This window comes from Nonomuraea sp. NPDC003804 (genome assembly GCF_040610675.1).
GTDB lineage: Bacteria > Actinomycetota > Actinomycetes > Streptosporangiales > Streptosporangiaceae > Nonomuraea.
This window is the reverse complement of record NZ_JBEXMT010000026.1, coordinates 80,770-105,379: the sequence shown is the minus strand read 5'-3', so window position 1 is coordinate 105,379 and position 24,610 is coordinate 80,770. Positions and strand designations below refer to the sequence as shown.

At 72.2% G+C, this 24,610-nt stretch carries 25 protein-coding genes; 15 read left to right on the top strand and 10 right to left on the bottom strand.

Going from position 1 to position 24,610, the window contains the following annotated elements:
• Positions 1 to 39: 39 nt before the first annotated feature.
• Together ABZX22_RS31380 and ABZX22_RS31375 are read right to left on the bottom strand one after the other, a co-directional pair.
• On the bottom strand, positions 40 to 852 hold the full coding sequence (locus ABZX22_RS31380; protein WP_354915850.1) for a hypothetical protein: 813 nt from the start codon (positions 850 to 852) through the stop codon (positions 40 to 42).
• 154 nt (positions 853 to 1,006) lie between these two features.
• A complete protein-coding gene (locus ABZX22_RS31375) occupies positions 1,007 to 1,528 on the bottom strand; it encodes a hypothetical protein (RefSeq protein ID WP_354915847.1) in 522 nt (173 codons plus the stop codon).
• A gap of 148 nt (positions 1,529 to 1,676) precedes the next feature.
• On the opposite strand from ABZX22_RS31375, the gene ABZX22_RS31370 reads away from it, so the two are divergent.
• On the top strand, positions 1,677 to 2,975 hold the full coding sequence (locus tag ABZX22_RS31370) for a hypothetical protein (RefSeq protein WP_354915844.1): 1,299 nt from the start codon (positions 1,677 to 1,679) through the stop codon (positions 2,973 to 2,975).
• A 146-nt stretch (positions 2,976 to 3,121) separates the two neighbouring features.
• On the opposite strand, the gene ABZX22_RS31365 is transcribed toward ABZX22_RS31370, so the two are convergent.
• Positions 3,122 to 3,487, bottom strand: coding sequence for a hypothetical protein (locus ABZX22_RS31365; protein WP_354915842.1), 366 nt, complete (start codon positions 3,485 to 3,487; stop codon positions 3,122 to 3,124).
• A 358-nt stretch (positions 3,488 to 3,845) separates the two neighbouring features.
• Here ABZX22_RS31365 and ABZX22_RS31360 point away from each other — a divergent pair, with 358 nt between their 5' ends.
• On the top strand, positions 3,846 to 4,130 hold the full coding sequence (locus tag ABZX22_RS31360; RefSeq protein WP_354915839.1) for a hypothetical protein: 285 nt from the start codon (positions 3,846 to 3,848) through the stop codon (positions 4,128 to 4,130).
• A gap of 219 nt (positions 4,131 to 4,349) precedes the next feature.
• Here ABZX22_RS31360 and ABZX22_RS31355 read toward each other — a convergent pair whose 3' ends face one another.
• From ABZX22_RS31355 to ABZX22_RS31345, 3 genes are all read right to left on the bottom strand, one after another.
• Entirely contained in the window at positions 4,350 to 5,447 is a 1,098-nt protein-coding gene (locus tag ABZX22_RS31355; protein ID WP_354915836.1) for a VanZ family protein, read from the bottom strand.
• Positions 5,448 to 5,643: 196 nt separating this feature from the next.
• Positions 5,644 to 6,810: a low temperature requirement protein A gene (locus ABZX22_RS31350; protein ID WP_354915833.1), complete on the bottom strand. Its 1,167-nt coding sequence runs from the start codon at positions 6,808 to 6,810 to the stop codon at positions 5,644 to 5,646.
• 155 nt (positions 6,811 to 6,965) lie between these two features.
• Positions 6,966 to 7,493, bottom strand: a complete 528-nt coding sequence (locus ABZX22_RS31345; RefSeq protein WP_354915830.1) for a CGNR zinc finger domain-containing protein — start codon at positions 7,491 to 7,493, stop codon at positions 6,966 to 6,968.
• A gap of 79 nt (positions 7,494 to 7,572) precedes the next feature.
• Between ABZX22_RS31345 and ABZX22_RS31340 the strand changes: the two genes are divergently transcribed.
• Both ABZX22_RS31340 and ABZX22_RS31335 read left to right on the top strand, forming a co-directional pair.
• Positions 7,573 to 8,442: an alpha/beta hydrolase gene (locus tag ABZX22_RS31340; RefSeq protein ID WP_354915827.1), complete on the top strand. Its 870-nt coding sequence runs from the start codon at positions 7,573 to 7,575 to the stop codon at positions 8,440 to 8,442.
• Positions 8,439 to 8,906: an HPP family protein gene (locus ABZX22_RS31335; protein ID WP_354915825.1), complete on the top strand. Its 468-nt coding sequence runs from the start codon at positions 8,439 to 8,441 to the stop codon at positions 8,904 to 8,906. Before ABZX22_RS31340 ends, ABZX22_RS31335 begins: the two co-directional genes overlap by 4 nt.
• 7 nt (positions 8,907 to 8,913) lie before the next feature.
• Here ABZX22_RS31335 and ABZX22_RS31330 read toward each other — a convergent pair whose 3' ends face one another.
• A complete protein-coding gene (locus ABZX22_RS31330; protein ID WP_354915822.1) occupies positions 8,914 to 9,396 on the bottom strand; it encodes an SRPBCC family protein in 483 nt (160 codons plus the stop codon).
• 33 nt (positions 9,397 to 9,429) lie between these two features.
• Positions 9,430 to 10,773 carry a carotenoid oxygenase family protein gene (locus tag ABZX22_RS31325; RefSeq protein ID WP_354915819.1) on the bottom strand — a complete coding sequence of 448 codons (1,344 nt, stop codon included), beginning with the start codon at positions 10,771 to 10,773 and terminating at the stop codon, positions 9,430 to 9,432.
• 442 nt (positions 10,774 to 11,215) lie between these two features.
• Between ABZX22_RS31325 and lxmK the strand changes: the two genes are divergently transcribed.
• The 6 genes from lxmK to ABZX22_RS31295 all read left to right on the top strand — a co-directional run bounded on the left by lxmK (position 11,216) and on the right by ABZX22_RS31295 (position 15,925).
• Entirely contained in the window at positions 11,216 to 12,304 is a 1,089-nt protein-coding gene (gene lxmK, locus ABZX22_RS31320) for a class V lanthionine synthetase subunit LxmK (RefSeq protein WP_354915816.1), read from the top strand.
• Entirely contained in the window at positions 12,301 to 13,266 is a 966-nt protein-coding gene (locus tag ABZX22_RS31315; RefSeq protein WP_354915813.1) for a T3SS effector HopA1 family protein, read from the top strand. Before lxmK ends, ABZX22_RS31315 begins: the two co-directional genes overlap by 4 nt.
• 5 nt (positions 13,267 to 13,271) lie before the next feature.
• The gene (locus ABZX22_RS31310) at positions 13,272 to 13,412 is read left to right on the top strand and encodes a hypothetical protein (protein ID WP_354915811.1); all 141 of its coding nucleotides are present in this window, start codon (positions 13,272 to 13,274) and stop codon (positions 13,410 to 13,412) included.
• A 74-nt stretch (positions 13,413 to 13,486) separates the two neighbouring features.
• Positions 13,487 to 14,452 carry an LLM class flavin-dependent oxidoreductase gene (locus ABZX22_RS31305; RefSeq protein ID WP_354915809.1) on the top strand — a complete coding sequence of 322 codons (966 nt, stop codon included), beginning with the start codon at positions 13,487 to 13,489 and terminating at the stop codon, positions 14,450 to 14,452.
• Entirely contained in the window at positions 14,445 to 15,026 is a 582-nt protein-coding gene (locus ABZX22_RS31300) for a flavoprotein (RefSeq protein WP_354915807.1), read from the top strand. Before ABZX22_RS31305 ends, ABZX22_RS31300 begins: the two co-directional genes overlap by 8 nt.
• Positions 15,023 to 15,925 (top strand): hypothetical protein, encoded by a 903-nt coding sequence (locus ABZX22_RS31295; RefSeq protein WP_354915805.1) that lies wholly within the window; start codon positions 15,023 to 15,025, stop codon positions 15,923 to 15,925. Before ABZX22_RS31300 ends, ABZX22_RS31295 begins: the two co-directional genes overlap by 4 nt.
• 49 nt (positions 15,926 to 15,974) lie before the next feature.
• On the opposite strand, the gene ABZX22_RS31290 is transcribed toward ABZX22_RS31295, so the two are convergent.
• Positions 15,975 to 16,865 (bottom strand): LLM class flavin-dependent oxidoreductase, encoded by an 891-nt coding sequence (locus ABZX22_RS31290; RefSeq protein WP_354915802.1) that lies wholly within the window; start codon positions 16,863 to 16,865, stop codon positions 15,975 to 15,977.
• Between the two features lie 176 nt (positions 16,866 to 17,041).
• Here ABZX22_RS31290 and ABZX22_RS31285 point away from each other — a divergent pair, with 176 nt between their 5' ends.
• The 5 genes from ABZX22_RS31285 to ABZX22_RS31265 all read left to right on the top strand — a co-directional run bounded on the left by ABZX22_RS31285 (position 17,042) and on the right by ABZX22_RS31265 (position 23,634).
• Positions 17,042 to 18,229: a helix-turn-helix domain-containing protein gene (locus ABZX22_RS31285; RefSeq protein WP_354915799.1), complete on the top strand. Its 1,188-nt coding sequence runs from the start codon at positions 17,042 to 17,044 to the stop codon at positions 18,227 to 18,229.
• A gap of 138 nt (positions 18,230 to 18,367) precedes the next feature.
• The gene (locus ABZX22_RS31280; RefSeq protein ID WP_354915796.1) at positions 18,368 to 18,946 is read left to right on the top strand and encodes an urease subunit beta; all 579 of its coding nucleotides are present in this window, start codon (positions 18,368 to 18,370) and stop codon (positions 18,944 to 18,946) included.
• The gene (locus ABZX22_RS31275) at positions 18,943 to 20,631 is read left to right on the top strand and encodes an urease subunit alpha (RefSeq protein WP_354915793.1); all 1,689 of its coding nucleotides are present in this window, start codon (positions 18,943 to 18,945) and stop codon (positions 20,629 to 20,631) included. The genes ABZX22_RS31280 and ABZX22_RS31275 overlap by 4 nt, the downstream gene beginning before the upstream one ends.
• A gap of 1 nt (position 20,632) precedes the next feature.
• Positions 20,633 to 22,306 carry an amidohydrolase gene (locus tag ABZX22_RS31270; protein WP_354915791.1) on the top strand — a complete coding sequence of 558 codons (1,674 nt, stop codon included), beginning with the start codon at positions 20,633 to 20,635 and terminating at the stop codon, positions 22,304 to 22,306.
• Positions 22,303 to 23,634: an MFS transporter gene (locus tag ABZX22_RS31265; protein ID WP_354915788.1), complete on the top strand. Its 1,332-nt coding sequence runs from the start codon at positions 22,303 to 22,305 to the stop codon at positions 23,632 to 23,634. The genes ABZX22_RS31270 and ABZX22_RS31265 overlap by 4 nt, the downstream gene beginning before the upstream one ends.
• A gap of 90 nt (positions 23,635 to 23,724) precedes the next feature.
• On the opposite strand, the gene ABZX22_RS31260 is transcribed toward ABZX22_RS31265, so the two are convergent.
• Positions 23,725 to 24,570: a haloalkane dehalogenase gene (locus ABZX22_RS31260; RefSeq protein ID WP_354915785.1), complete on the bottom strand. Its 846-nt coding sequence runs from the start codon at positions 24,568 to 24,570 to the stop codon at positions 23,725 to 23,727.
• Positions 24,571 to 24,610: the final 40 nt, after the last annotated feature.

Genomic DNA, 24,610 nt, shown 5'->3' with positions numbered 1-24,610 from the left:
TTCGCTCCTCGTCCCGGCGGCCCCGAAACCGCGGGCGGGTCAGCTGATCGCGTGAAACAGGATGCCGTAGGTCTCCTGGGTACTGATGGTGATCTCCCGCCAGCCCAGCGGATTGTCCTCCAGCAGGTAGGTGCCGCGATCGGTCCTCGTCATGTCCAGACGGCCCAGATCCTCGAAGGCCGACTCGTCGAGCCGCTGCCTGATCCTCCCCACGGCCTCCGCACAGCCGGACACCCCCTCCTTGGCCGCCATCGCGGCCCTGGCCTGCTCGGTCATGTAAGGCTCGGTGCAGATGCGCGAGATGGAGTCGCTGCCCATCAGGCTGAGGAACGCCTGCGCCTGCTCGACCTCCTCCGGCAGCCCGCTTCCGGAGAACCGGTCCACGGTGGTCAGCGTCGTGGCCAGACACAGGAACCAGGCGACCCCCAGGACCGCCGGCTTGACCCCGCGCAGCCTCCCCTTCCGGTAGAGGACGAACCCGACGATCGGCAGGGCAACGACTCCGACGAAGCTGACGACGGTGAACAGGAACACCATGACGGCCAGCCCGACCAGGATCGCGGCGAACCCGCCCGTTCCCATCCCGCCCAGCGCCTGCTGCACCGCCCCGGGACCCTGATCGCCCCAGACCTGGCGGTTCTTGGCCGCCAGCTCGTCGATGACGCTCGACCCGCCACCAGGCGGCGGGTCTGCATGAGACAGCCTGGGGGCCGACATGCGGGGCGGGGTGCTGGGGACGTGGTGGTCGCGGTACACGCCACCGGACGAGTCGCGTACCTGGTCACCCCATTGGCCGTTCTCGCTCCACCGGGTCTTGCCCTGGGGGTCCTGGCGCCAGCCGGGTCCGTACATGGTGGTCCTCTTCAGGGTGTTCCGGCAGTCGTGTCTGCCGGTCGGGGGTCGGGTGGGCTTGCTCCGGGTTCGCGCGGCGCCGTGCGCCGCGCGCCTCGTCGTCCTCGGTGCCGCCCGCCGTATCGACGTCGTCGGAGGCGGGCAGCGGCGGGGGTCAGCGGGTGGCTTCGCTGCTTTCCCTGACGGCCTCTTCGACGTCGCGCTGGGCGACACGGGCGCTGCTCACCCTGGCGATCGCCCGTGACTGGTTGATCCCGTAGTTGTCGTTCCACCAGATCCGGCCGACGCCCATGATGTAGCCGTCCGTGATCCGCAGGGTGACCGCGTTACTGCGTCCGCTGCTCCACCCGCCGACCGCCGTCGACTGCAGCTGACCGTTGCACACCCCGCGCGTCTGGCTGGGCCGTTGGCAGTGCTTGAGCTGGATGGTCATGTGCTTGGAATAGCCCCAGGTCTGGTTGCTGGAATTGAGGTACGCGCAGGCGACGGCCGTCCGCGAGTCGTAGAAGACGTGGACGTACGCGGCGGTGTCCCCGCTCTGGATCCGCACCGGCGTGTGCAGGATGCGCACGCCTTCGCAGCTCGCCGACTGGGCCGACTGCGCCGGCTGGGCCGAGGCCGCCGCCGGTGAGACCAGCAGTCCGGCTGTGAGCAAACCTATGAACGCGGCACGCATGAGTTCTCCTCGTGTCGTTGGCATGCCAGACAGGTTGGCCAGGAAACGACATCGGTGGAAGGATTTTGGAACTTGAACTGTCCCACCGCCCATACAGCGCTCTGACCTGCTGTTTCAGCGGCCCGGCAACGGTTACACGGGGGATCGCATGAACGTGGATGAAACGGCCGACGCGCTCGGCCATGCACTGGACGAGGCCGCCGCGGGCTTACGCGAAGCGCTGGAATCCGCAGGGAAACAGCAGAAGTACCTGGTGCATCGCGTGAGAAACGCCACGGCCTCGATGGTGTCGAACTGGTTGTCCGGTCAGCGCCAGCTCACCAAGGGCACCAGGCTGCCGGGTGTCGAGGACATGCGCGACATCGTCACCGCCCTCGAGGTGTCCGGCGATCGTGCCGACCGGCTGCTGGCCGTCGGCGAACGGATCGACGACCTTCGCGGCACCCTGGAGAAGACCGGACGTGGATGGCGCCAGAACGCTGCCGGCCGTATCGCCTCCGCCGCAACGGGGTCTCCTGACGCACCGCCGCCGTCCGCCGTCTCGCCGGACCCCCTGACCGCCACGGTGAGACCGGCGGTCGACGCCACGACCGCCGCGGTGGGATCGACGGTCGATGTCACGGCAGCCCCGGTGGGATCGACGATCGACTTCACGACAGCCGCCATGGGATCGGCGGTCGACGCCACGGCAGCCGCGGTGGGACCCGTGGTCGGCTCCACGGCGGCCACCGTGGGCTCGATGGCCGGCTCCCCCACGTCGCCGCCCGTTGCGGGGGCGCTCTCCGCGGCGCCGCCATCCGTTGTGGCCTCGTCCGGCGGCGCTCCGGTGTCCGTGACGGCATCCATCGCCGCCGCACCGCCGCGCGCTGCCGGAACGTCGCAGCCAGACGTCAGGGATGCGCGTGCCGTACCCGTGGACACGCGAGACGTCGGGGTCCTGGCCGACCCGGAGCGCAACCACGGCGGCGGAACCGGGGGCCGGGGCAGGACCCCACGGACGGTCCCGGTGACACACGCCGCGCTGGCCGCCGTCGTCCTGGCGGGGCTGGCGTTCTACGGCGGCACCCTCGTCGGCGGCACCGACCGCCGCGCGGGCGAGGGCACCGAACGCTGCGGCGCGTGGACGCACGCCGGCCAGGGCGTGCAGCTGCAGCCCTGCATCAAGGTCAGCGACGAGACCCTCATGGTAAGGACGCGGCTGCGGGGACCCGTCGGGATCAAGACCGACATGGCCGTCCAGCTGTACGACCCGATGACCGAGCTGCCGGTCTCCCAGCAGCTCAAGTGCCACCAGATGTACATCACGGTAGAGGGGCAGGTGCAGTCGTGCGGGTACTTCGCGGTCCGGACCCTCTCCGGGCGGGACTACGCCGCGAGAAGCTCCTGGAAGATCGAGAACGGCCCGGCGTTCATCGGCGAAGTCCTCAGCCCCACGCTGCGCTGGTGACGGACGCGGTCCATCTGTCGCCCGTCCGCTACGCCGGCCCCGCCTTGGTCGGCCCCACCGACCACCTCGACCCCTACCGGTGACGCCCCTCGCTGGTCAGCACTGACCTGGGAACATCCTTAAGGGCCGCGTCCGGCTTGCAGCGGTTACTCGTGGGTGTCGACGGGATCAATGACGAGGTCCTGAACGCGGGGAAGCGGAGCCGGATCATCGTCGAGGGAGTAGACCTCAAGGCACGACAGGTAGCCGTCCTTGACGAACAGCAGTACACCGTCACCACGACCCGTCACGCTGGCGGAGACCAGCACGCCGTCCCGCACCGGGGACGCGTCCGAACGGCGAGCAGTTCCTGGACCGAGATCCCGCGTCGCGCAACCACAGCCGCATCGACGCAGGACGATCACCTCAGGAACCTGCGCTCGCAGCTCGTCCACGCCAGGAAGGTCCTGAGCGAGAAGGGCCAGGATGACGGCTTGCTCCTCCTCGGACAGCGTGCGCTCGTGATCGGCCATATCGCCAAGGTAACCGTTCTTCCACACCAAGGGCGTGCCGACGCGGCCGACACGTGGCGACCTGCTCAGGGCTTCCGGGCAGTTGGAGTCCAGCCATGTGGCGGTCAGGTCCCGGCAGATCGCAAACCGTGAACCACGCCGCCGGGCAGGGTCATCGACGCGTCGAGGTCGACGTGCTTCATGCGTCGGTCACGTCCGGGAGCGTACGGGGGCTCGAGTGCCCTGTCACCCGGTTTCTCGATCTTTGAGTGCTTTGGATCGGGTAAGGCGGACCAACAGGACGGGTGGACCCAACTTTCTGCGCACCGGCCGATCGTTTTCCCCGCGCGTGCGCCCTCGCCCGAAGGAGGATGACGACGTGGCCGAGAGCGTGATCCCGCAGCAGGGCATGTGGTTCGAACATGCCTTGGAGTACGAGATGGACCCCCAGAACGGCATCCGCCCCGCGCGTTGTGTTGTCACGCGCATCGCCGAACCGGGTGTCACAGTCCTGCCCCAGGTGCTCTGGCGGCGACTTGACGACTCAGACGAGGACAGTCTGAGCAGCATCGACACCGACCTGTTCGACGACGTCGTGCTGCGCTGGCTGACTCCTGAGGAGTGCGCTCTCGCGGTCATGGAGGCGCGATTCCACGAACATTGAGACCACCGGCGCACAACCATCGCGAGGCGCGGCCAGGAAACCGCCAGGGCAGCCGCGCCCCGGACGTCCACTGCGAAGGGCGACCCCAAACGACCGGCGCGGGAGCATTTCGGCCAGCCGCGGCGAGGTGTGGCTCGAGAACGGCCGGGGCAGTGAGGCGGGAGCCGGAAACGGGTACTGCCACCGCCGCCTGGTGCGATCCGAAGCTGGGCACGAGGATCAGCGCGGGGCGGCGGCGGGTGTGCGGGCGGCGGCTCGGGTGACGATGCGCGTGCGGGTCCACCGGGCCATGGCGCCGCGGCGTTCCAGTTCCAGGACGACGAGGAGGCCGAGGGCCGGTACGGCGCCGCCGACGACCGCGCCCGCGAGGAGGGCGAGGTACGGCGCGCCGGAGCGGGCGAGGCGCCGGAGCGCCGGGGCGGGCCGTCCGGTCTCCGCGTCGCGGAACGTGACGTGTACGGACGCCCGGCCCGGTGTGGCGCCGTCCTCACGCGCGGCCGGGATGAGGATGAAGATGACCAGCCCCGTCACCGCGTACGACAGGCCGGGCAGGAGGTCTCGCAGGAGGGCGTCGGCGGGCATCGGGCCGCCGGTGAGGAGCCGGTGGGCCTGGACGGCGAGCAGCCCGAACAGCGGGGAGGCGAAGAACCACACCACGCCGTCGAGCAGCATGGCGAGTGTCAGCCGTCCGATGGTGGGCGGCGCGAGGTCCGGGACGGGTGCCGGCCACGGATCCGGCAGCAGCCGGGCGGCCGGGACCCCCAGTGCCCAGCCGAGTCCCGCGCCGGCCGTGTTGATGATCAGATCGTCCAGGTCGAACAGCCGATACGCGCAGGGGTAGAGGCCCCACAGGCCGGTGAGCTGGGTCAGCTCGATCGCCAGCGAACCGGCGAAGGAGATCAGCAGGGTGCGCGGCAGGCCGAGCCGCTGCCGGTAGCGCAGCAGGAAGCCCATTGGCACGAACAGGGCGACGTTGAACACGATCTGCAGCATCGACCTGCTGTACAGCGCGGCGAACAGGCCCTGTCCGGCGTTCTCCCTGATCACGTCCTGGACGCTCGACAGCGGCTGCCAGCGCGGCGTCGCGAGGCTCTGCCGGATCGCGCAGAAGTCCGGCGTCACCTCGGGCAGCGGGAACAGGGTGAAGGCCACCACGCCGCAGGCGTACAGGACGAGCATCGCCGTGACGAACCCCGACCATCGCCCGATGCGCCCGAAACGGCCGTACTGCCGGGACACGAAGGGCAGCAGCAGCAACGCGATGGCCAGCGGGGCGAGCAGCAAGGCGATTTTCGCCTGGGTCAGGTAGATCTCCACAAGGGGCGGAGTCTAGCCAGAAAGGACATATCACCCTAAATTCCGCATACACCGCATCCGCCCCACATGTCCTCTGCCGCCGTGCTCGCCCGTTCGTCGACGCGACCGCGTCGAAGACGCACGCCGTGCACGGGGAAGCGGGGCGCCCGAGAGCCCTCGCCGCCGCGCCCGGCCGGGGCGGCGGCGAGGAGATGGGTCAGGTCACCGGCTCCGCCTGTGAGTGGCGGAAGACGCGCGTGTCCCAGACGGCGACGCCCGCCAGCACCAGCAGCCCGACGACGGTCAGCGCGAGCGGCGGGACGGCGGGCACCAGCAGCCCCACGACGACCATCGCGCACAGCACGCCGATCGCGACGATCCGGCCGGTCGACAGGGCGCCGAACACGGCCCGCTTGAACATCGTGTGCCCGGCCAGGTAGAGCACGGGCCCGCCGAGCGCCATCAGCACGGTCCAGGGGCTGGAGTGCCCGCCGGGGTGCGCGATCACCAGTTCGTCGCCGACCGCCGAGACGATGATGCCGGCCACCATCGGGATGTGCATGTAGGTGTAGGCGGAGCGTCCGAGGCGTCCGGGGTCGTCGGAGCTCTCGATGCGTTCCGCGGCGAGGTCGGCGGTGAGGTCGAAGTAGACCCACCACATGGCGATGCTGCCGAGCAGGCAGACGGCGAAGGCGACGAACGTCAGCGCGTCGGTCTTGGCGTCGGCCAGCGTGGTGCCGGTGACCAGGATCGACTCGCCGAGCGCGATGATGACGAACAGCTGGCAGCGCTCCGCCATGTGCCCGCCGTCGATCGTCCACTCGGTGGTGGTGGAACGTCCGAGCCCGGGGGTGCGGAAGCCGGCCGCCGGCGCGCCGTAGTCGATCAGCAGCGCGACCACCCAGAGCGCCGCCTGCGCGGTGCCGCCGAGGATCGCGCCCGCGATCCAGAACACCGCGGAGAGGGCGAACCAGAACCCGACCCCCAGGAACACCCGTTGCAGCGCGTGACCGCGGGTGAGCAGGGCGACCACGATGGTACGGCCGATCTGGATCGCCACGTAGGCGCACGCGAACCAGATCGCCCGGTCGCCGAACGCCTCGGGCACCGCGGCCGCCATGACCAGGCTGGCCAGCATGAGCCCGGCCAGCGTGAGTCTGATCACCGGGTGGTTGGGATCACAGAAGTTGGTGGTCCACGCGGTGTACATCCACGCCCACCACACGGCCAGCATCAGGAACAGCGTCTGCAGCGCGCCCCCGGCTGTCGGGTGTTCGAGCAGGAGGTGGGACAGCTGGGTGACGGCGAAGACGAAGACCAGGTCGAAGAAGAGCTCGAAGGGGGCGACCCTGGGGCCCTCCGCGTGGAGGCGCAGCACGCTCATCGGGGCGTGACGCCTTCCGGGCGGGCGCCGCGGGCCCCGGCGGCGGACTCGGGCGCAGGCGTCTGCGATAAGGAGTCAGGCCCGGCGCTGCGCCGGACATCGATCAGGAGCGACATGCGGCACACCTTAGTGACACCGGCCCCCTGATGTTCGCGTCAGGCCTTTCCGGAAGCCCGCTGGCGCTGGTTGTAGCGGCCGACCTTGGCCCGGTTGCCGCACACGTCCATCCGGCACCAGCGGCGGCTGCGGTTCTTGCTCACGTCGAGGAACCACAGCACGCACCGCGGGTTGCCGCACGGCCGTACCCGCTCGGGGCGCTCGCCCAGCTCGCGCACCAGGTCGGCGGCCGCCGTCCACGCGGCGTGCCAGGACGGGTCGTCCAGCACCAGCTTCTCGTACGGCCCGCCGTCGCCGATCTGGGGCCGCCGGCCGCCGTGGGAGAGCACGGCGTTGAGCGGCGCGGAGCCGCGCCCTTCGAGCTGGTCGCGCATGGCGGCCCTGGCCTGTGTCAGGCGGTCGCGGACCCGCTCGAGGTCGTCGCCGCCGGGCAGGTCGTGGTCGGCCAGCCAGGCCAGCACCCCTTCGGGCGTGTCGAACTGGTCGACGAGCGCCCCGTTCTCCACCCAGACGGTGTCGACCAGGTCCAGCCCCAGGGGCTCGTCGCGGAGCGGCCGGATCCTCAAAACTAACCCCTCAAGATGAGTTGACCGGTTAATGTCGGCCATGCTATCACTTAACCACCAAACCTCGTTTAGGGAGTTAATGATGACGATCGCGTACCGCACCGCGGTGATCGACGGGCTTGACGTCTTCTACCGTGAGGCCGGCGACCCCTCGGCGCCCACGCTTGTCCTGTTGCACGGCTTCCCGACCTCGTCGATCGCCTACCAGGAGCTGATCGCCGAGCTGGCCGACGAGTTCCATCTGATCGCGCCCGACTACCCCGGCTACGGGCACAGCTCGGCGCCCTCCGCGCAGGACTGGGAGTACACCTTCGACCACCTCGCCGACGTGGTCGACCGGCTGCTCGACTCGATCGGCGTGACCCGCTACGCCGTCTACGTGCACGACTACGGCGCCCCCGTGGGCTTCCGTCTCGCGGTGCGCCACCCCGAGCGGATCACCGGCATCGTCACCCAGAACGGCAACGCCTACGAGGAGGGCCTGACCCCCTTCTGGGAGCCGATCAGGGCCTACTGGGCCGAGCCGTCCAAGGAGAACGGCGACGCCCTGCGCGGCCTGCTCACCCGGGACGCCACGCACTGGCAGTACACCCACGGCGTGCCCGACACCTCGCTGGTCAACCCCGACAAGGAGGCCTTCGACCAGGCGCTCCTCGACCGGCCCGGCAACCAGGAGATCCAGCTCGCCCTGTTCCTGGACTACGGCACCAACCCGCCCCGCTACCGGGAATGGCAGGACTACCTGCGCACCCACCAGCCGCCGCTGCTGGCCGTCTGGGGACGCAACGACGAGATCTTCGGTCCTGACGGCGCGCGCGCCTTCGCCCGCGATCTCCAGCAGGCGCGCATCCACCTGCTGGACGCCGGCCACTTCCCGCTCACGACCGAACTGGAGCAGAGCGCCGCCCTGATCCGCGACTTCCTCCGCTCGCTGCGAACCTCGCTATGAACGGGGTCCAGCTGAAGAGCGTGCTGACGGCGACCGTGGCCGCCCTGGCCGGGTTACTGCTGCTGGCCGCCGTCACCAGCTTCACCGGGCTGGCGCTGTTCGCGCTGCCGTTCGCGGCCACCGCCGGGATCGTGGCGCTGGCGCCGAGCGCGCCGTTCGCGCAGCCGCGCAGCATCGTGCTCGGCCACGTCAGCGCGACGGTCGTCGCGCTCGTGCTCACCGCGCTGGCCGGCCCGTCGGTGTGGACGGCCGCGGTCGCGGCGGCGCTGTCCACGGCGCCGATGATGCTGCTGCGCGCTCCGCACCCGCCGGCCGGCGCCACCGCGGCGCTCGTCGGTCTCACCGCCCCCGCGCCGCTGTTCCTGCTGAGCCCGGTGGTCACGGCCAGCGCCGTCGTGATCGCGGGCGGCGTGGTGCTCGGCCGGATCCTGCCGGGCCACCGCTACCCGGCCTCCTGGCGGTGACGGCCGGTCACAGTCGCGGCTCGTCGGTGCCCAGCTCCGCCGTCCTCTTGAGTTCGGTGCCCAGCTCCGCCGTCCTCTTGAGGTCGGCCAGCCAGGCACGGATCGAGGCGTCGAGCGCCGCGCGCATGCCCTCGGGGTCGGCCTCGACGGGGGCGCCCGCCCAGGACTCGCGGGTGCGCACCAGCACCCCGCCGTCCACCGGCTCGAACGTCCAGACGTGGACCCCGTCGATGCCGTGGGCCGGGCCGCCCCAGACGATGCGGCGCCGCGGGACGAGTTCGGCGACGGTGGAGCTGATGCCCAGGCCGTGGGTCTCCCAGTCGAAGACCGCGCCGACCGCGAGTTCCTGGCGCAGGGCCGCGGTGTCGATGCCGGCGTTCCAGGTGGGCCAGGCGTCGATGTCGGTGTGCAGCCGCCAGACCTGGTCGAGCGGGGCGCGCACGAGGGTCTGGTGCTCGACGATGACGGGGGCGTGGAGGTCGATGTCCATGGGGGATCCTTCGCTGTCGGTGATGGCGGGGTGTCAGTTGTCGGCGATCCAGGAGCCGTGGATGCCCGCCACCACCCGGCGGGGCAGGTGCACGGTCGCCACCGGCGCCCCGCTCAGGTCGGTGGCGTCCAGCACCAGCAGCTGGGAGGCGTCGGCGTGCAGGTCGCTGACGACGGTCAACAGGTAGCCGTCGTCCTCGCGGGTCGCGCCCTGGGCGGGCACGAAGACCGCCTCGCTGGGCAGGCGCCCGTCGCCGACCGGCAGGATCTGGCGGCCACCGGTGACCCGGTCGTACTTGACCACCCCGTAGCCGCCCACACCCCGCTCGTCAGGGAAGGAGACGGCGTAGTGGTAGCGGTGCTCGCGGCCGAGCAGGTCGTCGTTGATCGTCGGGAACTCCACCACCAGGTCGTCGACGACCTCCTCGGCGACCGTGCCCGCGCGCATGTCCACGGTCCACCGCCGGGTCAGCGACCGCGAGTTCGGCACGACGCCACGTCCGGGCAGGCCCGCCCACCACTTCCATGACTGCTCGAAACCCGCGCGGTCCATCGCCGGGCCCTCGACCACGATCCGCCCCTGGGCGTCCTCGTAGGCGTTGGCGGTGTGCAGCAGGTTGCCCGGCTCGACGTCGAACCACCGCACCTTCGCGGCTCCGCCCTTGCCGCGCGGCATCACGCCGATGCGCGTGGCCTGGGCGTCGCTCCACGCGTACGGGATGCCGGAGGTCTCGGTGTGGTCGAAGGTCACCGACCCCTCGACGAACACCACGAAGTGCTCGGTGATGGCGAAGTCGTGCTTGAGGGAGGCCGTCGCCCCCGGCACCTCCTCGCTGAGCACGATCTCGCCCGCCGCCGAGGCCACGTGGTAGGTCAGGTAGGGCGGGAACGGCGAGGAGCCGAAGAAGTGCAGCTCACCGGTGACCGGGTCGCTCTTGGGGTGCGCGGTCATCACCGTGGTCAGCTTGCCGGCGAAGTCGTAGGCGCCGACGGTCTCCAACTCGGCGGTCAGCTCGAACGGGTAGTTCGCCTCGCACAGCGCCAGCAGCTTGCCCGCGTGCTCGATCACGTGCGTGCCGGCCGTGCTGGCGGTCAGGTCCGGGCCGCTCTCGGTCATGTACGGCGCGCCGTCCAGGGCGGGGGTCCGCACCCAGCGGTTGCGGTACCACTCCGCCCTGCCGTCGCGCAGCCGGATGCCGTGGACCATGCCGCTGCCCTTCCACCAGTGGGTCGGGGTCACGCCGGGCTTGGGGTTGTGGCTGTTGCGGACCAGCCGGCCGTTCAGCTCGACCGGCAGGCTGCCCTCGACCACCAGGTCACGGGCGGTGATCTCGTCGACGTGGGGGGCGTAGTGACCGGTCAGGTAGGGCGTGTTCACCAGGTGCGTCCTTTCAGCGGGCGACGGTCGCCGCCAGGAGGTGGGGGCCGCCGCCCGGCGCCGAAGGCACCATGGCGACAGCCCCTTTCTTTAGTTAGAAGTTATAACTAAAGTATGCATTCATCACCGAAGGGCGTCAACCGGCACCGAACCGCTTGTGCCCCGGCACAACGGGCTCGCGCGCCTCCCAGCCGCTTCATCCGACGTGACCTGCGAAAACCCCCGTAGAACGCCTGCCTTCGTCCCAGCCACCCGCGACTGCGGTCGCTCCAAGCACGGCATGAAGTCGCCATCTCGATGCCTTGATGGCCGTCAGGAGACCGTGATGAGGTCATGTTCCGTCGGGTCGATCGCAGACGTCCCTTCCGATGACGGGGAGACGGAACCATGCACAGGAAACGCGTAAGGGTTGCGCCCTCGGCCCCTGTCCCGGGAGCCCGCGATGGCGGTGCGTGAGCGGCTGACGCGGCCGCCGGTGCCGCTCGACCAGGTGCCCGAGGTCACGGTGTTCCTCCGGCGGCTCGGTCTGGGAACGCTGCGGCAGGACGCGGTCACCGCGTTCCTCGGCCGCAACGACAGCTGGGCCGGCGTGACCGACGCCGGTGTCCCGGTCTTCGTGAAGAAGACCCTCGGCCAGGCGGACCTGGTCCGCCGGAAGGTGACGCGGTCCAGCGCGATGAGCACGCTGCTCGACGGGCATGCGGCGATCAACGCGCCCAGGCTCCTGGGCGGCGACGCCGCGTCCGGCCTGATGGCCTTCGCCCTGCTGGAGGACGCCCGCAGCGGAGCCGACCTCGCCGCCGAGGACGCCTTCACCTGGGAGCTCGCCCGCGCGGCCGGTGTCCAGATCGGAACGCTCCACACCCTCCAGGCCCCGCCGGCGGTGGCCGAGGACACCTCGGAGCCGCCGCTGCCGCCGCTCGGCCGCCTGTCGGCGCTCCCGCTGAGCGTCTACGCGGCCGCGAGCGGGGCGGAGCTGGAGGCGTGGGCGATCCTGCACAACGACCCCGCGGTCGTCGAGGCGATCAACGAACTGTCCCGGTGGGAGAAGCGCGCCCCCCGCGTCCTGGCGCACTGCGACATCCGGCTCGACCAGTTCCTCCACCACGACGGCACCCTCTACCTGACCGACTGGGAGGAGACCAGGCAGGCCGACGCCGCGCGCGACGTGGGCGCCTTCGCCGGCGAGTGGCTCCACCGGGGCGTGCTCGGCATGGCCGGCAGTGACGACATCGTGAGCGACCGCGAGGTCGTCGCCAACGGCGCCCGCCGCTTCGAGGCGCTGCGGCCGTCCGTCGAGTCCTTCTGGTCGGGCTATCTCCAGGCCCGGCCGGAGGCGCGGGCCGACCGCGAGCTGGCGGCCAGGGCGGCGGGCTTCGCCGGCTGGCACCTGATCGACCGGGTCATCGCCGCCGGCCACCAGCGCGGACGGCTGTCGCCGCTGGAGCGTGCCGCGGCCGGGGTCGGGCGCGGGCTCCTGCTCGACCCCGCCGGGTTCGTCACCACCCTGGGCCTGGGAGGCGGGCGATGATGCGGGCGCTCGACAGGGTGCGCGTCGGCGCGGACCTGACCTCGGCCACCGTGGACGGCCGGGACGTCACCGCAGGCAGCCCCAAGGCGCTGCGCACGGCCCTGGCCGACGCGCTGTACGAGGCCTTCCACACCGGCGGCGACCCCAGGGAGGGCCGGCCGCGCCGGCTGTCCCGCGACCCCGGCTTCGAGCAGGCGCTCCGCGCGATGGTGCCGCACAGCGGCACCCGCGTCCTGGCCCCCGTGGAGCCCGGATCACCCGGAGTGGTCCGCCTGAACGGCGTGCGCGTGCTGGTCCCGGAGGCGCGGCTCGATGCCGCGGCCGACGGCGGGCCGTCGCGCTGGGTCACCCTGCCGGCCGTCATGCCGGCGCTGTCGCCCGGCTTCCTGCTGGTCAACGGATCGCTGGGCCACGGCATGGAGGAGGGCGTGTTCGTGCGGGTGTACGCCGGAGCCGACTCGCCCGACGCGGCACCCGGGCTGTGGGGCGCGATGCTGACCCGGCTGGAGGAGCTCCGGCTGCCCTACCGGGCCAAGGTGCTCTCGGCCCGCGCCCACTACCCGCGCCGCGACAGCATCGTCGTCTACCTGGGGCGGCGTTCGTGGCATGCCGTACCGGACGTCGCGCGGGCCGCGGCCGCGGCCGGAGGGCTGCGCCGGGACCTGTCCGTCTACGTCGCCGAGCTCGGCCGCGGCGTCGGCTGGGCCTGGGAGCCGCGCGATCCCCGGCCGGGGATGCGCGGGCTGAGCTTCGGCGAGCACCGCTCCCACGCCGTCGCCGCCGGGCTGCTGGCCCACGCCGAGCGGGGCGGCGACCGGGAGCACGCGGTGAGCGAGGCGCTGCGGGACGCGGGGGTCGTGCCCGGCGCGGTCCACCGCAACCTCGGCTCGCCGGTGCTCCCCTTCGAGACCTCCGGGCCCGAACCCGGGCCCGGATCCCACGAGATCCAGGAAAGGAGGTGAACGACATGTCGATCGAGACCCTCATGAGGGGTGCCGACGCCTACACCTCGCTGGCCGAGGTCGCGGCGCTCCCGAGCGGCGACGGCAGTGACATCAACACCATCATCTACAGCATCTGCACACTGAGCCTCGACGGTAATTGCTGACGTGATCGCCGTGGCGGTGTCGTGGGCCCGCGACACCGCCCCGGATGGGGAGTGACATTCACCGAGGAGGTTTCATGGCTCCCGCGCTGCTGTTCCCGTTCCAGCCCGCGCATCCCGACGTGGTCGTGCCCTTCGGGGAGCTGGTGGCCGGCGGCCTGGCGAGCCGGCTCTGGATGGGGCAGTCCGTGATGGCCGAGTCCCACCAGACGATCGCCTACCTGGCGGGCCGGGGGATCAAGGTGGCGTCCGGGCTGAGCGTGACGCTGATGCCGTTGCGCCACCCGATGGAGGCGGCGGCGCAGGCGCGCAGCCTCGCGGTGCTCACCGGCCGGCCGGTGGTCGCCGGGTACGGCGCCGCCACCCCCGAGCTGGTCAGGGCGCTGCGCGGCGCGCCGTACGAGCGGCCCGCGACGGCCGCGGCCGGGTACGCCGAGGCCATGCGCGGCGTTCTCGACGGCGGGGTCTCCCGGCACGCCTGCGAGGCATGCGTGGCCGGCGGGGCGCTTCCCCCGATGAAGCACGCGCCCGTCGAGGTGGGTCTGGGCGTGCTGCGCCCCGGCATGGCGCGCAAGGCCGGCGCCGTCGCGGACGTGGCCATCACCTGGATGACGCCGCCCTCCTACGTGCGGGACACGCTGATCCCCGCCCTGTCGGAGGGCGCGGCGGGGCGCGGCCCGGTGCCCCGCGTCGCGGCCGTCGTGCACGTGGCGCTGGCCGACGCCGGCCGCGACCCGCGCAGGCTCGCGCTGGCCGGCGCGGGGCCCCACCTGCGGGCCCCCCACTACACCGACATGCTGAGGCGGGCCGGGGTGCCCGCCGACCCGGACGACCCCGACGCCGGCGCCGCCGCCCTGGTGGAGTCTGGGGTCTACGTGTACGGCACGCCGGAGGAGGTCGCCGAGCGCCTGCGGGACTACCACGAGGCGGGCGTCGACGAGATCGTGCTCAACCCGGCGGGCGTCATGCGGACCGAGGGGTACCAGGCCGCGCTGGCCGACGCCGAGCTGATCCTCGGCGCGATGGCGGGCGCCGATGATTAGCGTGCCGCCCTTCCGCGCCGAACGCCTGCTCGTGCTCGCCACCGGGTCGCTCGGCGCCGCGTTCCTGCCGTACTGGCTGAACTGGCTGAGGCACGGCTACGGGCAGCTGGACGTCCGGGTGGTGCTGACCCGAAGCGCGGAGCGCTTCGTGACCCGGCAGGCGGTCGCCGCCATCAGCGGCAAGGAGGTGCCGCTCGACGTCTGGCCGGACACCGCGGAGCCGAGCTCGCCGCACGTGGAGTACGCGACCTGGCCGGACACCGTGCTGGTCTACCCGGCGACCTACCACTTCCTGAGCCGGTTCGCCAACGGCCTCGGCGACACACCGGTGCTGCTGGCGCTCCAGTGCACCTCCGCGCTGATCGGGATCGCGCCTGCCCTGCCGCCCGGCGCCACCGGCTCGTACGCCTACCGGCGGAACCTCGCGGCGCTCGAGGCCCGGCCCAACGTCGTGGTCGCCGACCCCGTCCCGACGCTGAGCACCCACACCAGGAAGCGGGACGGCCTGGGCGCCGCCCCGCTCTTCACCCTGATCGAGCAGGTGGAACGGCTACGCGAGGAGAGGGGTTCATGAGCGAGACCGTCGAGTCCTTCGGCTCGGGCTTCCTGCGCACCACGATCGTCGGGAACGGCGAGGACGGCTACGTGTGGACCCGGCGGCCAGGACCCGATCGGCGTGACGCGATGCGGATGCCCGATCCCGCCGTGCTGGCGGCCGTCCGGGGGGTGCCGCCAGGACGGGTCAGGCTCACTCTCCCCGTGCGCGGCGACGGCGCCGGGATGGCCTACCGGACCGATCAGGCCACCACCCTCGCGGGTGTCTTCCGCAAGGGACACCCGGACGTGGCGCGGATCGCCGCCGACACCCTCGCGGAGACCGGCGCGACCCTCGCCAGGCTGCACGCGGCACCCCTGCCACCGGCCGACCTGCGGCCCCCTGAGGGCCCGCGGCGTTTGCTGTCCTGGTTGCGGAACGGGGAAGGGCCCCGCGCCGCGCCCGAACTGCGCCGGCACGCGGCCGAGATCCTCGGCCCGAACCGGACCGCCACGGTCGCGGGGTGGTGCGTGCCGGAACGGCCGCGCGCGCTGCTGCACGGCGCCCCCAGCCTCGGCGTTCTCCTGCCGCTGACGCCGGACCACGACGGCGCCCTGCTGACAGGGGAGAACCTGAGCGCCGGCGCGCCGGAGTCCGACGTCGGCTGGCTCGTCGGGGAACTGGTGGAGTTCCGCGAGCTGACCGACCGGTTCGGCAACGGCGCGCTGGACCACGACGCCCTCATCCGCCGCGTGCTGGACGGGTACGCCGCCCCCCTGGACCTGGCCGCCGTGGGCAGGAGCGCGACGGTGCGCTTCCTGAGCCACGCGCACGACTTCGCCGCCTACCTCCAATGGCACGACATCCTCGTGGACTACCTCAGGATGGTCGCCGACGTGATCGACGCGGCGGAGGCCGGGCGGCTGGTCCCGGGGTGACGGCCGACGTGATCCTCTTGCTGCCGGGGATGCGGCGGAGTGCCGCGTTTCAGGCGAGCAGGGCGCGCGTGGCGGGGACGACCTCCCGAGCCCACCGCAGGAGCTGGGTGGCGTCGGGGTTCTCCGGCCAGTAGACGAAGGTGTCGAAACCGGTCTCGGTGGCCAGGTCGGCGAGCACCTGTGCCCATTCCTTCGCGGTGGCACGGATCGGGGTCTCGCCCTCCAACCGTACGGCGGCGCCCCGGGTCTCGGTGATGTCGCCGACCAGCTGCGCCATCCGCGTGATCGACGCCGGGTCGCGCCCCGCCTCGCGGGCGGCGTTGTCGATGAGGTCCTGGGAGGAGCGCCACTTCTCGTAGGGCAGGTAGTGCGGGATCGGCGCGGCCCAGCCGTCGGCCAGCCGTCCGGTCAGGGCGTGGGCGCGCGGCCCGACGCTGCCCACCCAGATGCCGACCTGGTGGGCGGGGGCGGGGCCCGCGTGCACGCCGTTGACGGTGTAGTACTCGCCCTTCACCCGCACGTTCTCGCCCGGCCGCCACATGGCGCGGATGATCTCGATGCTCTCCTCCAGGGCCCGCAACGCCTCGGGAGAGGTACGGGACGGCCCGCCCATGGCGGTGATCGCGGGCCAGAAGGCGCCCGAACCCAGCCCGAGTTCGAACCGGCCGCCGCTCAGCAGGTCGAGGGTCGCGGCGGTCTTACCGAGCATCGCGGGACCGCGCAGGGGCAGGCTGGCCACGTCGGGGAAGACCCGCAGCCGTTCGGTCTCGGCCAGGACGGTGGCCATCAGCGCGAAGGCGTCGGCGTGCGCGGCGGCGTACGGGTGGTCCTGGACGCCGAGCAGGTCGAGTCCTTCCTGGTCGGCGAGCCGGGCCAGGTCGCGGATGGCGTTGATGCTCGCGGCGTCGGGCGCGAGCTGGATACCGAACCGGGGCGTCACGTGGCCACCTTTCCGCGGCGCTCCGGGGAGCGACACCGATGATCTCGGGAATTCTAGTTTCCGGTCGGCTACAACAAATCTCCCCTCAGGTCCGAATCCCGACACCCCGCCCGATGTTTGCCGCATTGCATGACAAATTAGGACAAAACTCCATATGGCGGTGCTGTAATGGGCGCATGCACAACCCCCCGAACGTCGACGGGCGGGACGACACCGGCGCACCGGCCTCCGAGGAACTGCGCGCGCTCGTCCGCGACTGCCTGGACGACGTGGACGAGCTGGTCAGCCGCTACATCCCGAACGTCGCCACGCTCGACGGCTACGAGGGGACGGTCTCGGCCGAGGAGCTGCGGGACACCGCCCGCGCCTGTTTCGAGCTGTTGCTGCGGCTGATCGGCGGCCTTCCGGTGAGCGACGACCTGCGCGAGGTGCCGGCCCGGCTCGGCCGCCACCGCGCCCACCAGGGTGTGCCGCTCGAGCGGCTGTTGCAGGCGGTGCGCATGGACTTCCGGGTGCTGTGGACCGCTTTCCTGGAGCGCATCTCACCGGCGGACCTGCCCGAGCTGACCCGCTCGGCCGTACGGGTCTGGAACGCCGTGGAGTTCCACACCGTGAACGTGCACGCCGCCTACCTCGACGAGGTCGCCGTCCTCGCCCGCCGCCAGGAGCGCGAGCGCACCGCGCTCGTCGGCAGGCTGCTGTCGTCCGACGGCCGCGATCCGCAGCTCGTGGCACAGGTGGCGACCCTGCTCCAGGTCCGCGCGACGTCGGGGTTCGCGGTCGCGATGGCGCCGCAGGAATTCCAGCAGGACCTGCGCGGCGCCGTGGCGTCGCGGCTCACCGCCGGCGTCACCCACCTGCAGGACCACAACGGCTTCCTCGTCCTGATCGCCGAGCTGCCGCGCGCGGCTCGCGCGGTGCCGTCCCGATGGCTGCACGACGTGCCGTGCGCGCTCGCGCCGGTGGCGGCCGGGCTGTCCGGCGTGCCGGACATGGTGCGGGTGGCCGAGGCGATCGCCGCGACGATGGACGGCGGCGCGACCGGCGCCGTCGCGCTGGGCGACGCGTGGATGCCGGTCGCGGCGGCCCGGCTGGGCCCGATCGCCGGGCTGCTGGCCGAGTCGGTGCTGTCCGGCCTGGACCCGCTGCCGCCGTACGAGCGTGACCGGCTGCTGGAGACGGTGACCGCGTACTGCCGGTCGGGCTCGATCGCGGCGACCACCCGCGAGCTGTACTGCCATCGCAACACGGTGCTGAACCGGCTGAACCGGTTCGCCGAGCTGACCGGCTACCAGCCGACCAGCCCGGTCGACGCGGCGACCGTGCTGTTCGCCCTGCACTGCGCGCGCCACCGCGCCCCCTGACCTCCGGTTGTGCAGATGCACACCTGCGGCGCCGCATGACGGAGCGTTTCGTCATTGTTCGTGCATGGTTCATCGCGCATTGTGTTGTGCATGCCCTAAGCCGGCCGCTCCGCCGGCCACGATTTCGGGGGACCATCCATGCATCTCACTCCACGCGAGCAGGAAAGGCTGACGCTCTTCGCGGCCGCCGAGCTCGCCCGACGGCGGCTGGCTCGCGGCGCGCTCCTCGGCGCGACCGAGTCCATCGCCCTGGTGTGCGACGAGATCCTGGAAATGGCCTGGGACGGCACGCCGCTGGAGACCATCCTCAAGCGCGTGCCGGGCATCATCCCGCACGACCGGCTGCTGCCGGGCGTGGCCGAGGCCGTCCCGAGCCTCCAGGTGGAAGCGCTCTTCCCGCACGGCTCCAGCCTGGTGCACGTCGCCGAGCCGTTCGGCCCCGCCGACCCCACGGGGCCCGGCGCGGTGCTGGCCGCCGGGGACCACGTCGAGCTGGCCCCCGGCCGCCCGCGCGCCGCCCTGGAGATCGCCAACACCGGCGACCGGCCGATCTGGGTCTCCTCGCACTTCCCGCTGGAGAAGGCGAACGCCGCGCTCGCCTTCGACCGCGACGCCGCCCGCGGCCACCGGCTGGACATTCCCGCGGGAACCGCCGAGCGCTTCGCGCCCGGCGAGAGCCGTACCGTCACCGTCGTGGCCCGGGGAGGGACCCGATGACCCGGATGTCCCGGGGCGCGTACGCGTCCCTGTACGGCCCGACCACCGGCGACCGGATCCGGCTCGCCGACACCGGCCTGTGGGTGGAGGTCGAGGCCGACGACACCGAGCCGGGCGAGGAGCTCCTGGGCGGCTGCGGCAAGACCGCCAGGGACGGGCTGCTCGTCACCGGCCGCGCGCCCCGCGACAGCGCCCTGGACATGGTCATCCTCGGCGTCGTGGTCATGGACCCGCTGATCGGCGTCCGCAAGACCAACATCGGCATCAAGGACGGCCGGATCGTCGGCATCGGACGCGCGGGAAACCCGGAGGCCACCGACGGTGTGGAACTGGTCGTCGACTCGCACACCGCGATGATCACCGGCGAGGGGCTCATCGCCACGCCCGGCATGGTCGACTCCCACGTGCACCTGTCCAGCCCCGAGGTCGTGCCCGCCGCGCTGTCGGCCGGCGTCACCTCCCTGGTGGGCATGGGGATCGGCGGCGTGTGGGACGTGGGCGCCAACCCCGCCTACAACCTGCACACCCTCATCGAGGCCTGGCGTGACACGCCGGTCAACGTCGCGTTCCTGGCCCGCGGCTCGTCGTCCTCGCAGGACCTGCTGGAACGGGCGGTGCTCGCCGGAGCCGGCGGATTCAAGATCCACGAGGACTGGGGGGCCACCCCCCGGATCGTCGACACCTGCCTGGGCGTCGCGGAGGCGGCGGACCTGCCCGTCGCGCTGCACACCGACACGCTCAACGAGTCGGGCAACCTCGCCGACACCCTCGACGCCACGCGGGGGCGGACCGTCCACGCCTACCACGTCGAGGGCGGCGGCGGGCACCCCGATCTCCTGGAGATCGTCTCCCAGCCGCACGTCCTGACCTCCTCCACCACGCCCACGCTGCCCCTGACCGCCGCTACCGTCGCCGAGCTGCTGCCCATGACGCTCACGGTCCACCGCGGCCACCACGGCGTGGACAGCGATCTGTCCATCGCGGCCGGCCGGGTGCGCGAGCACGCCATCGCCGCCGAGAACGCCCTGCACGACCTCGGCGCGATCAGCATCGTCAACTCCGACTCGATGGGCATGGGCCGGATCGCCGAGACGGCACGCCGTACCTGGCAGGTGGCCCACGTGCAGGCCACGCTGGCCGGAGAGACCGGCCCCGGCGTCGTCAACAACGCCCGGGTGCTGCGGTACCTGGCCAAGATCACGCTCAATCCGGCCATCGCCCACGGCATGACCCCCGACGTGGGGTCGCTGCGGCCCGGGAGCATCGCCGACATCGTGCTGTGGCGGCCCGTCACGTTCGGCGCCCAGCCGGAGCTGGTGCTCAAGTCGGGCTTCGTGGCCTGGGGGCTGTCCGGCTCCGGCTCGGGCTCCACACGGCTCACCCAGCCCCGCGTGATGAAGCCGTACTTCGGCGGGCTCGGCGCGGCCCCGCGCCGGCTGTCGACCGTCTTCGTCTCCGGGGCCTGCCTCGACGACCGCGCCGCCCGCGCGGCCCTGCCCTCCGGCATCCGCTACACCGCCCTGCGCGACAGCCGGGGGCTCACCTGCGACGACATGGTCGCCAACAGCGCCGTGCCCGACGTGCGCGTCCCGACGACACCCGACCCCGTGCTGGTGGACGGCCGCCCGGTGGACATCCACCACGCCGCCGACCTGCCGCTGACCCGCCTGCAGAACCTGGCCTGACATGCTCGATCTCAAACTGCGCAACGCCCGCATCCGTACCGTCGACGACCTGCGGCCACGCGCCCGCACCCTCGGGGTGTTCGCGGGGCGCGTCGTCGGCCTCGACGACGCGGTGGAGGACCTTCCCGCCCGCACCACGCTCGACTGCTCGGGAGCCGTCGTCGTCCCCGGGTTCGGTGACGCCCACAACCACATGGCCTGGTTCGGCCAGTCCCTCGGCGAGCTCGACCTCGCCGGCGCGGCCACGCTCGACCAGGTGTACGACGCCGTCGCCCGCCGCGCGGCGGGACTGCCCGCCGGCGCCTGGATCGTCGGCTCCGGCTACGACGACACGGTCATGGGCGCCCACCCCCACCGCCACGGGCTGGACCGGGCGGCCGGTGGCCGGCCGGTATGGCTGAAGCACCGCTCCGGCCACATGTGCGCGGTCAGCAGCGAGGTGCTGCGGATGGCCGGCGTGCTCGACGGCAGCGCGCGGGAACCCGACGGCGGCGTGGTGGTCCGCGATCCCGGCGGCGCGCCGACGGGGCTGCTGCAGGAACGCGCCCAGAGCCTGGTGTCCGCCCTCGTCATGCCGTACCCCGTGGCCGAGCTCGCGGAGGCGATCTCCCGGGCGAGCGCCGTCTACGCCGCCGAGGGCCTCACCCACGTCGTGGAGGCGGGGATCGGCCTCGGCCTCATCGGCCGCAGCCCGGTCGAGGCCGTCGCCTACCAGATCGCCCGCGAACGCGGCGGCCTGCGCACGCGGGTGGAGCTCATGGTGGCCGCCGACAACATGCACGCGCTGCGCGCGCACACCGACGACGCCATCACCACCGGGCTCGACCTCGGTCTGCGCACGGGCTTCGGCGACGACCGGCTGCGGCTCGGCCCGATGAAGATCTGGCTGGACGGCTCGCTCATCGGCAGGACCGCCGCCGTGTCCGAGCCCTTCTGCGGCCACGACCACGCCGCAGGCGTCTACCAGGACAACCCCGACGACATGCGCCGGCTGATCGTCGCGGCGCACCGGGCCGGCTGGCGGGTCGCCGCCCACGCGATCGGCGACAGCGCCGTCGACCTCGCTCTCGACGCGTTCGCCGAGGCCCAGCGCGCGGCGCCGCGCGCCGACGTACGGCACCGCGTCGAGCACTCCGGCGTCGTCCGGCCCGACCAGCTCGACCGCTACGCCGAACTCGGCGTGGTCCCCGTCCCGCAGGCCCGCTTCCTGCACGCCGTCGGCGACACCATGGCCCAGGCGCTCGGCCCCGACCGCACCCCGTGGATGTACCGGCACCGCTCCTTCCTCGAGCGGGGCATCCGGGTCCCGGGCAGCTCCGACCGGCCGGTCGCGCCGGGAGCGCCCCTGCTCGGCATGCAGTCCATGGTCGAGCGTCTCAGCAACACCGGCGTCGTGCTCGCCCCCGACGAACGGGTGACCGCGGAGCAGGCGTTGCGCGCCTACACCCTCGACGCCGCGTGGGCCAGCCACGACGAGGCCAGGCGCGGCAGCATCAGCCCAGGCAAGTGCGCGGACTTCGTGCTGCTGTCCGACGACCCCGTCGAGGTGGACAGCGACCGGATCGGCGCCATCGAGGTCATCGCGACCTTCGTGGACGGTGCCTGCGTCCACGGTGCCGACGCCATCGCGGCCGGCACGACTACGACACTCCCGCCCGCAAGGAGTCACCCATGAACACACCCCGCCATGCCGCCGCCGGACCTCCGCCGGGCACCTCTGTCGTCGTGACCGGCAAGGACGCGGCCCGCGTCGCCTTCGCCGCCTTCGTCGGCACGGCCCTGGAGTGGTACGACTACTTCCTCTTCGGCACCGCCGCGGCCATCGTCTTCAACCGGCTGTACTTCACCACGCTCGACGCGACGGCCGCCACCATGGCCGCGTTCGCGACCTTCGGCGTCGGCTTCGTGGCCAGGCCGTTCGGCGCCCTCATCTTCGGCTGGCTGGGCGACCGCATCGGACGGCGCCCCGCCCTGCTGATCACCGTGGTGATGATCGGCGTGGCGACCGGCTGCATCGGCCTGCTGCCCACCTTCGCGGCCGTCGGCGTCTGGGCGCCCGCGCTGCTGGTCCTGCTCCGGCTGCTCCAGGGCATCGCGGTCGGCGGTGAATGGGGCGGCGCCGTCACCCTGGCCGTGGAGCACGCGCCGCCGGAGAAGCGCGGCCGCTACGCCGCCATGCCGCAGATCGGCTCACCCGTCGGCACCCTGCTCTCGTCCGGCGCGTTCGCTCTGGCGCTGCTCGTGCCGGAGCAGCAGTTCGACTCCTGGGGCTGGCGCCTGCCGTTCCTCGCGGCCTTCCCGCTGCTGGCGATCGCCTTCTACATCCGCCGCAAGGTCGAGGAGTCGCCGCTGTTCGACCAGCTTCTCAAGCAGGACGAGCGGGCCAAGATCCCGGCGCTGGAGGTCCTCCGCACGGGGTGGCGGCGGCTGCTGGTGGCGATCGCCTCGGCGCTCCTGGGCATCGGCGGCTTCTACATCCTGACCACCTTCGTGATCAGCTACGGCACCAGCCAGCTGGGCATGTCCCCCGGCCTCATGGTCAACGCCACCCTGGCGGCGGCCGCCGTCGAGATCGTGGTCATCCTCGTCATGGGGCGGGTCGCCGAGCGTATCGGCCCCGGCCGGGTGACGCTGTGGGGCGGTCTGCTCGGGGCCGTGTGCGCCTTCCCGCTCTTCTGGCTGATCGACACCAGGAACCCGGCGGTGATCGTGCTGGCGGTGACGGCCGGCATCGGCGTGGTCTCCATCGCCTACGCGGTCTCCGGCGCGCTGCTCACCGAGCTGTTCCCGGCCCGCCTGCGCTACAGCGGGGTGGCCCTGGCCTACAACCTGGCGGGCGCGCTGACCGGCTTCCTGCCCTTCATCGCGACCGGGCTGCTGAAGACCAGCGGCGGCGCCTCGTGGCCGGTGGCCCTGCTGCTGGCGGGCCTGTCCCTGATCACGGCGCTCGGCGGGTTCCTGGGCGAGCGGCTGCGTGTGAAGGACAACGTGGTCACCGGCTGATCCCGCGTGCCGTATGGGCGGACTTCCACGGATCGGGAGTCCGCCCGGACAGGCGGGCGCCGGCCGTACGGGGCACTCGCCCGGACTCGCCTAGCGGAGCGCCCATCGGGTGATCGCGGCCGCGATCGCCTCGGGCTGGTCCTCTGTGGCGTGGTGGCCGGACGGCCCGATGTGCTCGATCTCCAGGCCGGCGATGTTGTCTTTGCACCAGGCGGCCACCTCCGGAGTGATGAGAAGGGTGGGCGAGGAGTCGAAGGTGAGCAGCAGCTTGGGCACCTCGGGGCTGGCGGCCAGCCAGGCGTCGTAGGCGGTGACGCGCTCCGCCACGTCGGCGGGTTCGCCGTCGAGCGGGAGCGAGCGGGCCCACCGCAGCACCGGCCGGCGGCTCTCGCGGGTGGGGTAGGGGGCCAGGTAGGGGGCCAGCCCCTCCGGGCTCAGCGGGGTGAGGACGCCACCGGTGTAGGCGGTCTCGATGAAGAAGTTGCGATCGAGGACCAGGTCCTCGCCCTTGGGTGAGCGCATGGCCTCGGCGCGGTCGCGGGGGCCGTCGCCCAGTTCGCTCCAGGACATGGGGCGGACGATGGTCTCGAAGAAGGCGACGCCGCGCACGCGCTCGGGGTGGCGTGTGGCGTGGTCGAAGGCCAGGGCGCCGCCCCAGTCGTGTCCGACGAGCACGACGTCCCGCAGGCCGAGGGCGTCGAACCAGGCGTCCAGGTACCGCGCGTGGTCGTCGAAGGTGTAGGCGATGTCGGGCTTGCCGGACCGGCCCATGCCGATCAGGTCGGGGGCCAGCAGACGGGCGGGCCCGCCGATCGCCGGCAGGACGTTGCGCCAGGAGTGGGACGAGGACGGGTTGCCGTGCAGGAAGACGATCACGGGGCCGCTGCCGGTGTCCTCGTAGTGGATGGTCGAGTCCAGGACGTCGATGGAAGGCACGATCGCACCAATCGTTAGTGGGACAAACGTTTATGACACG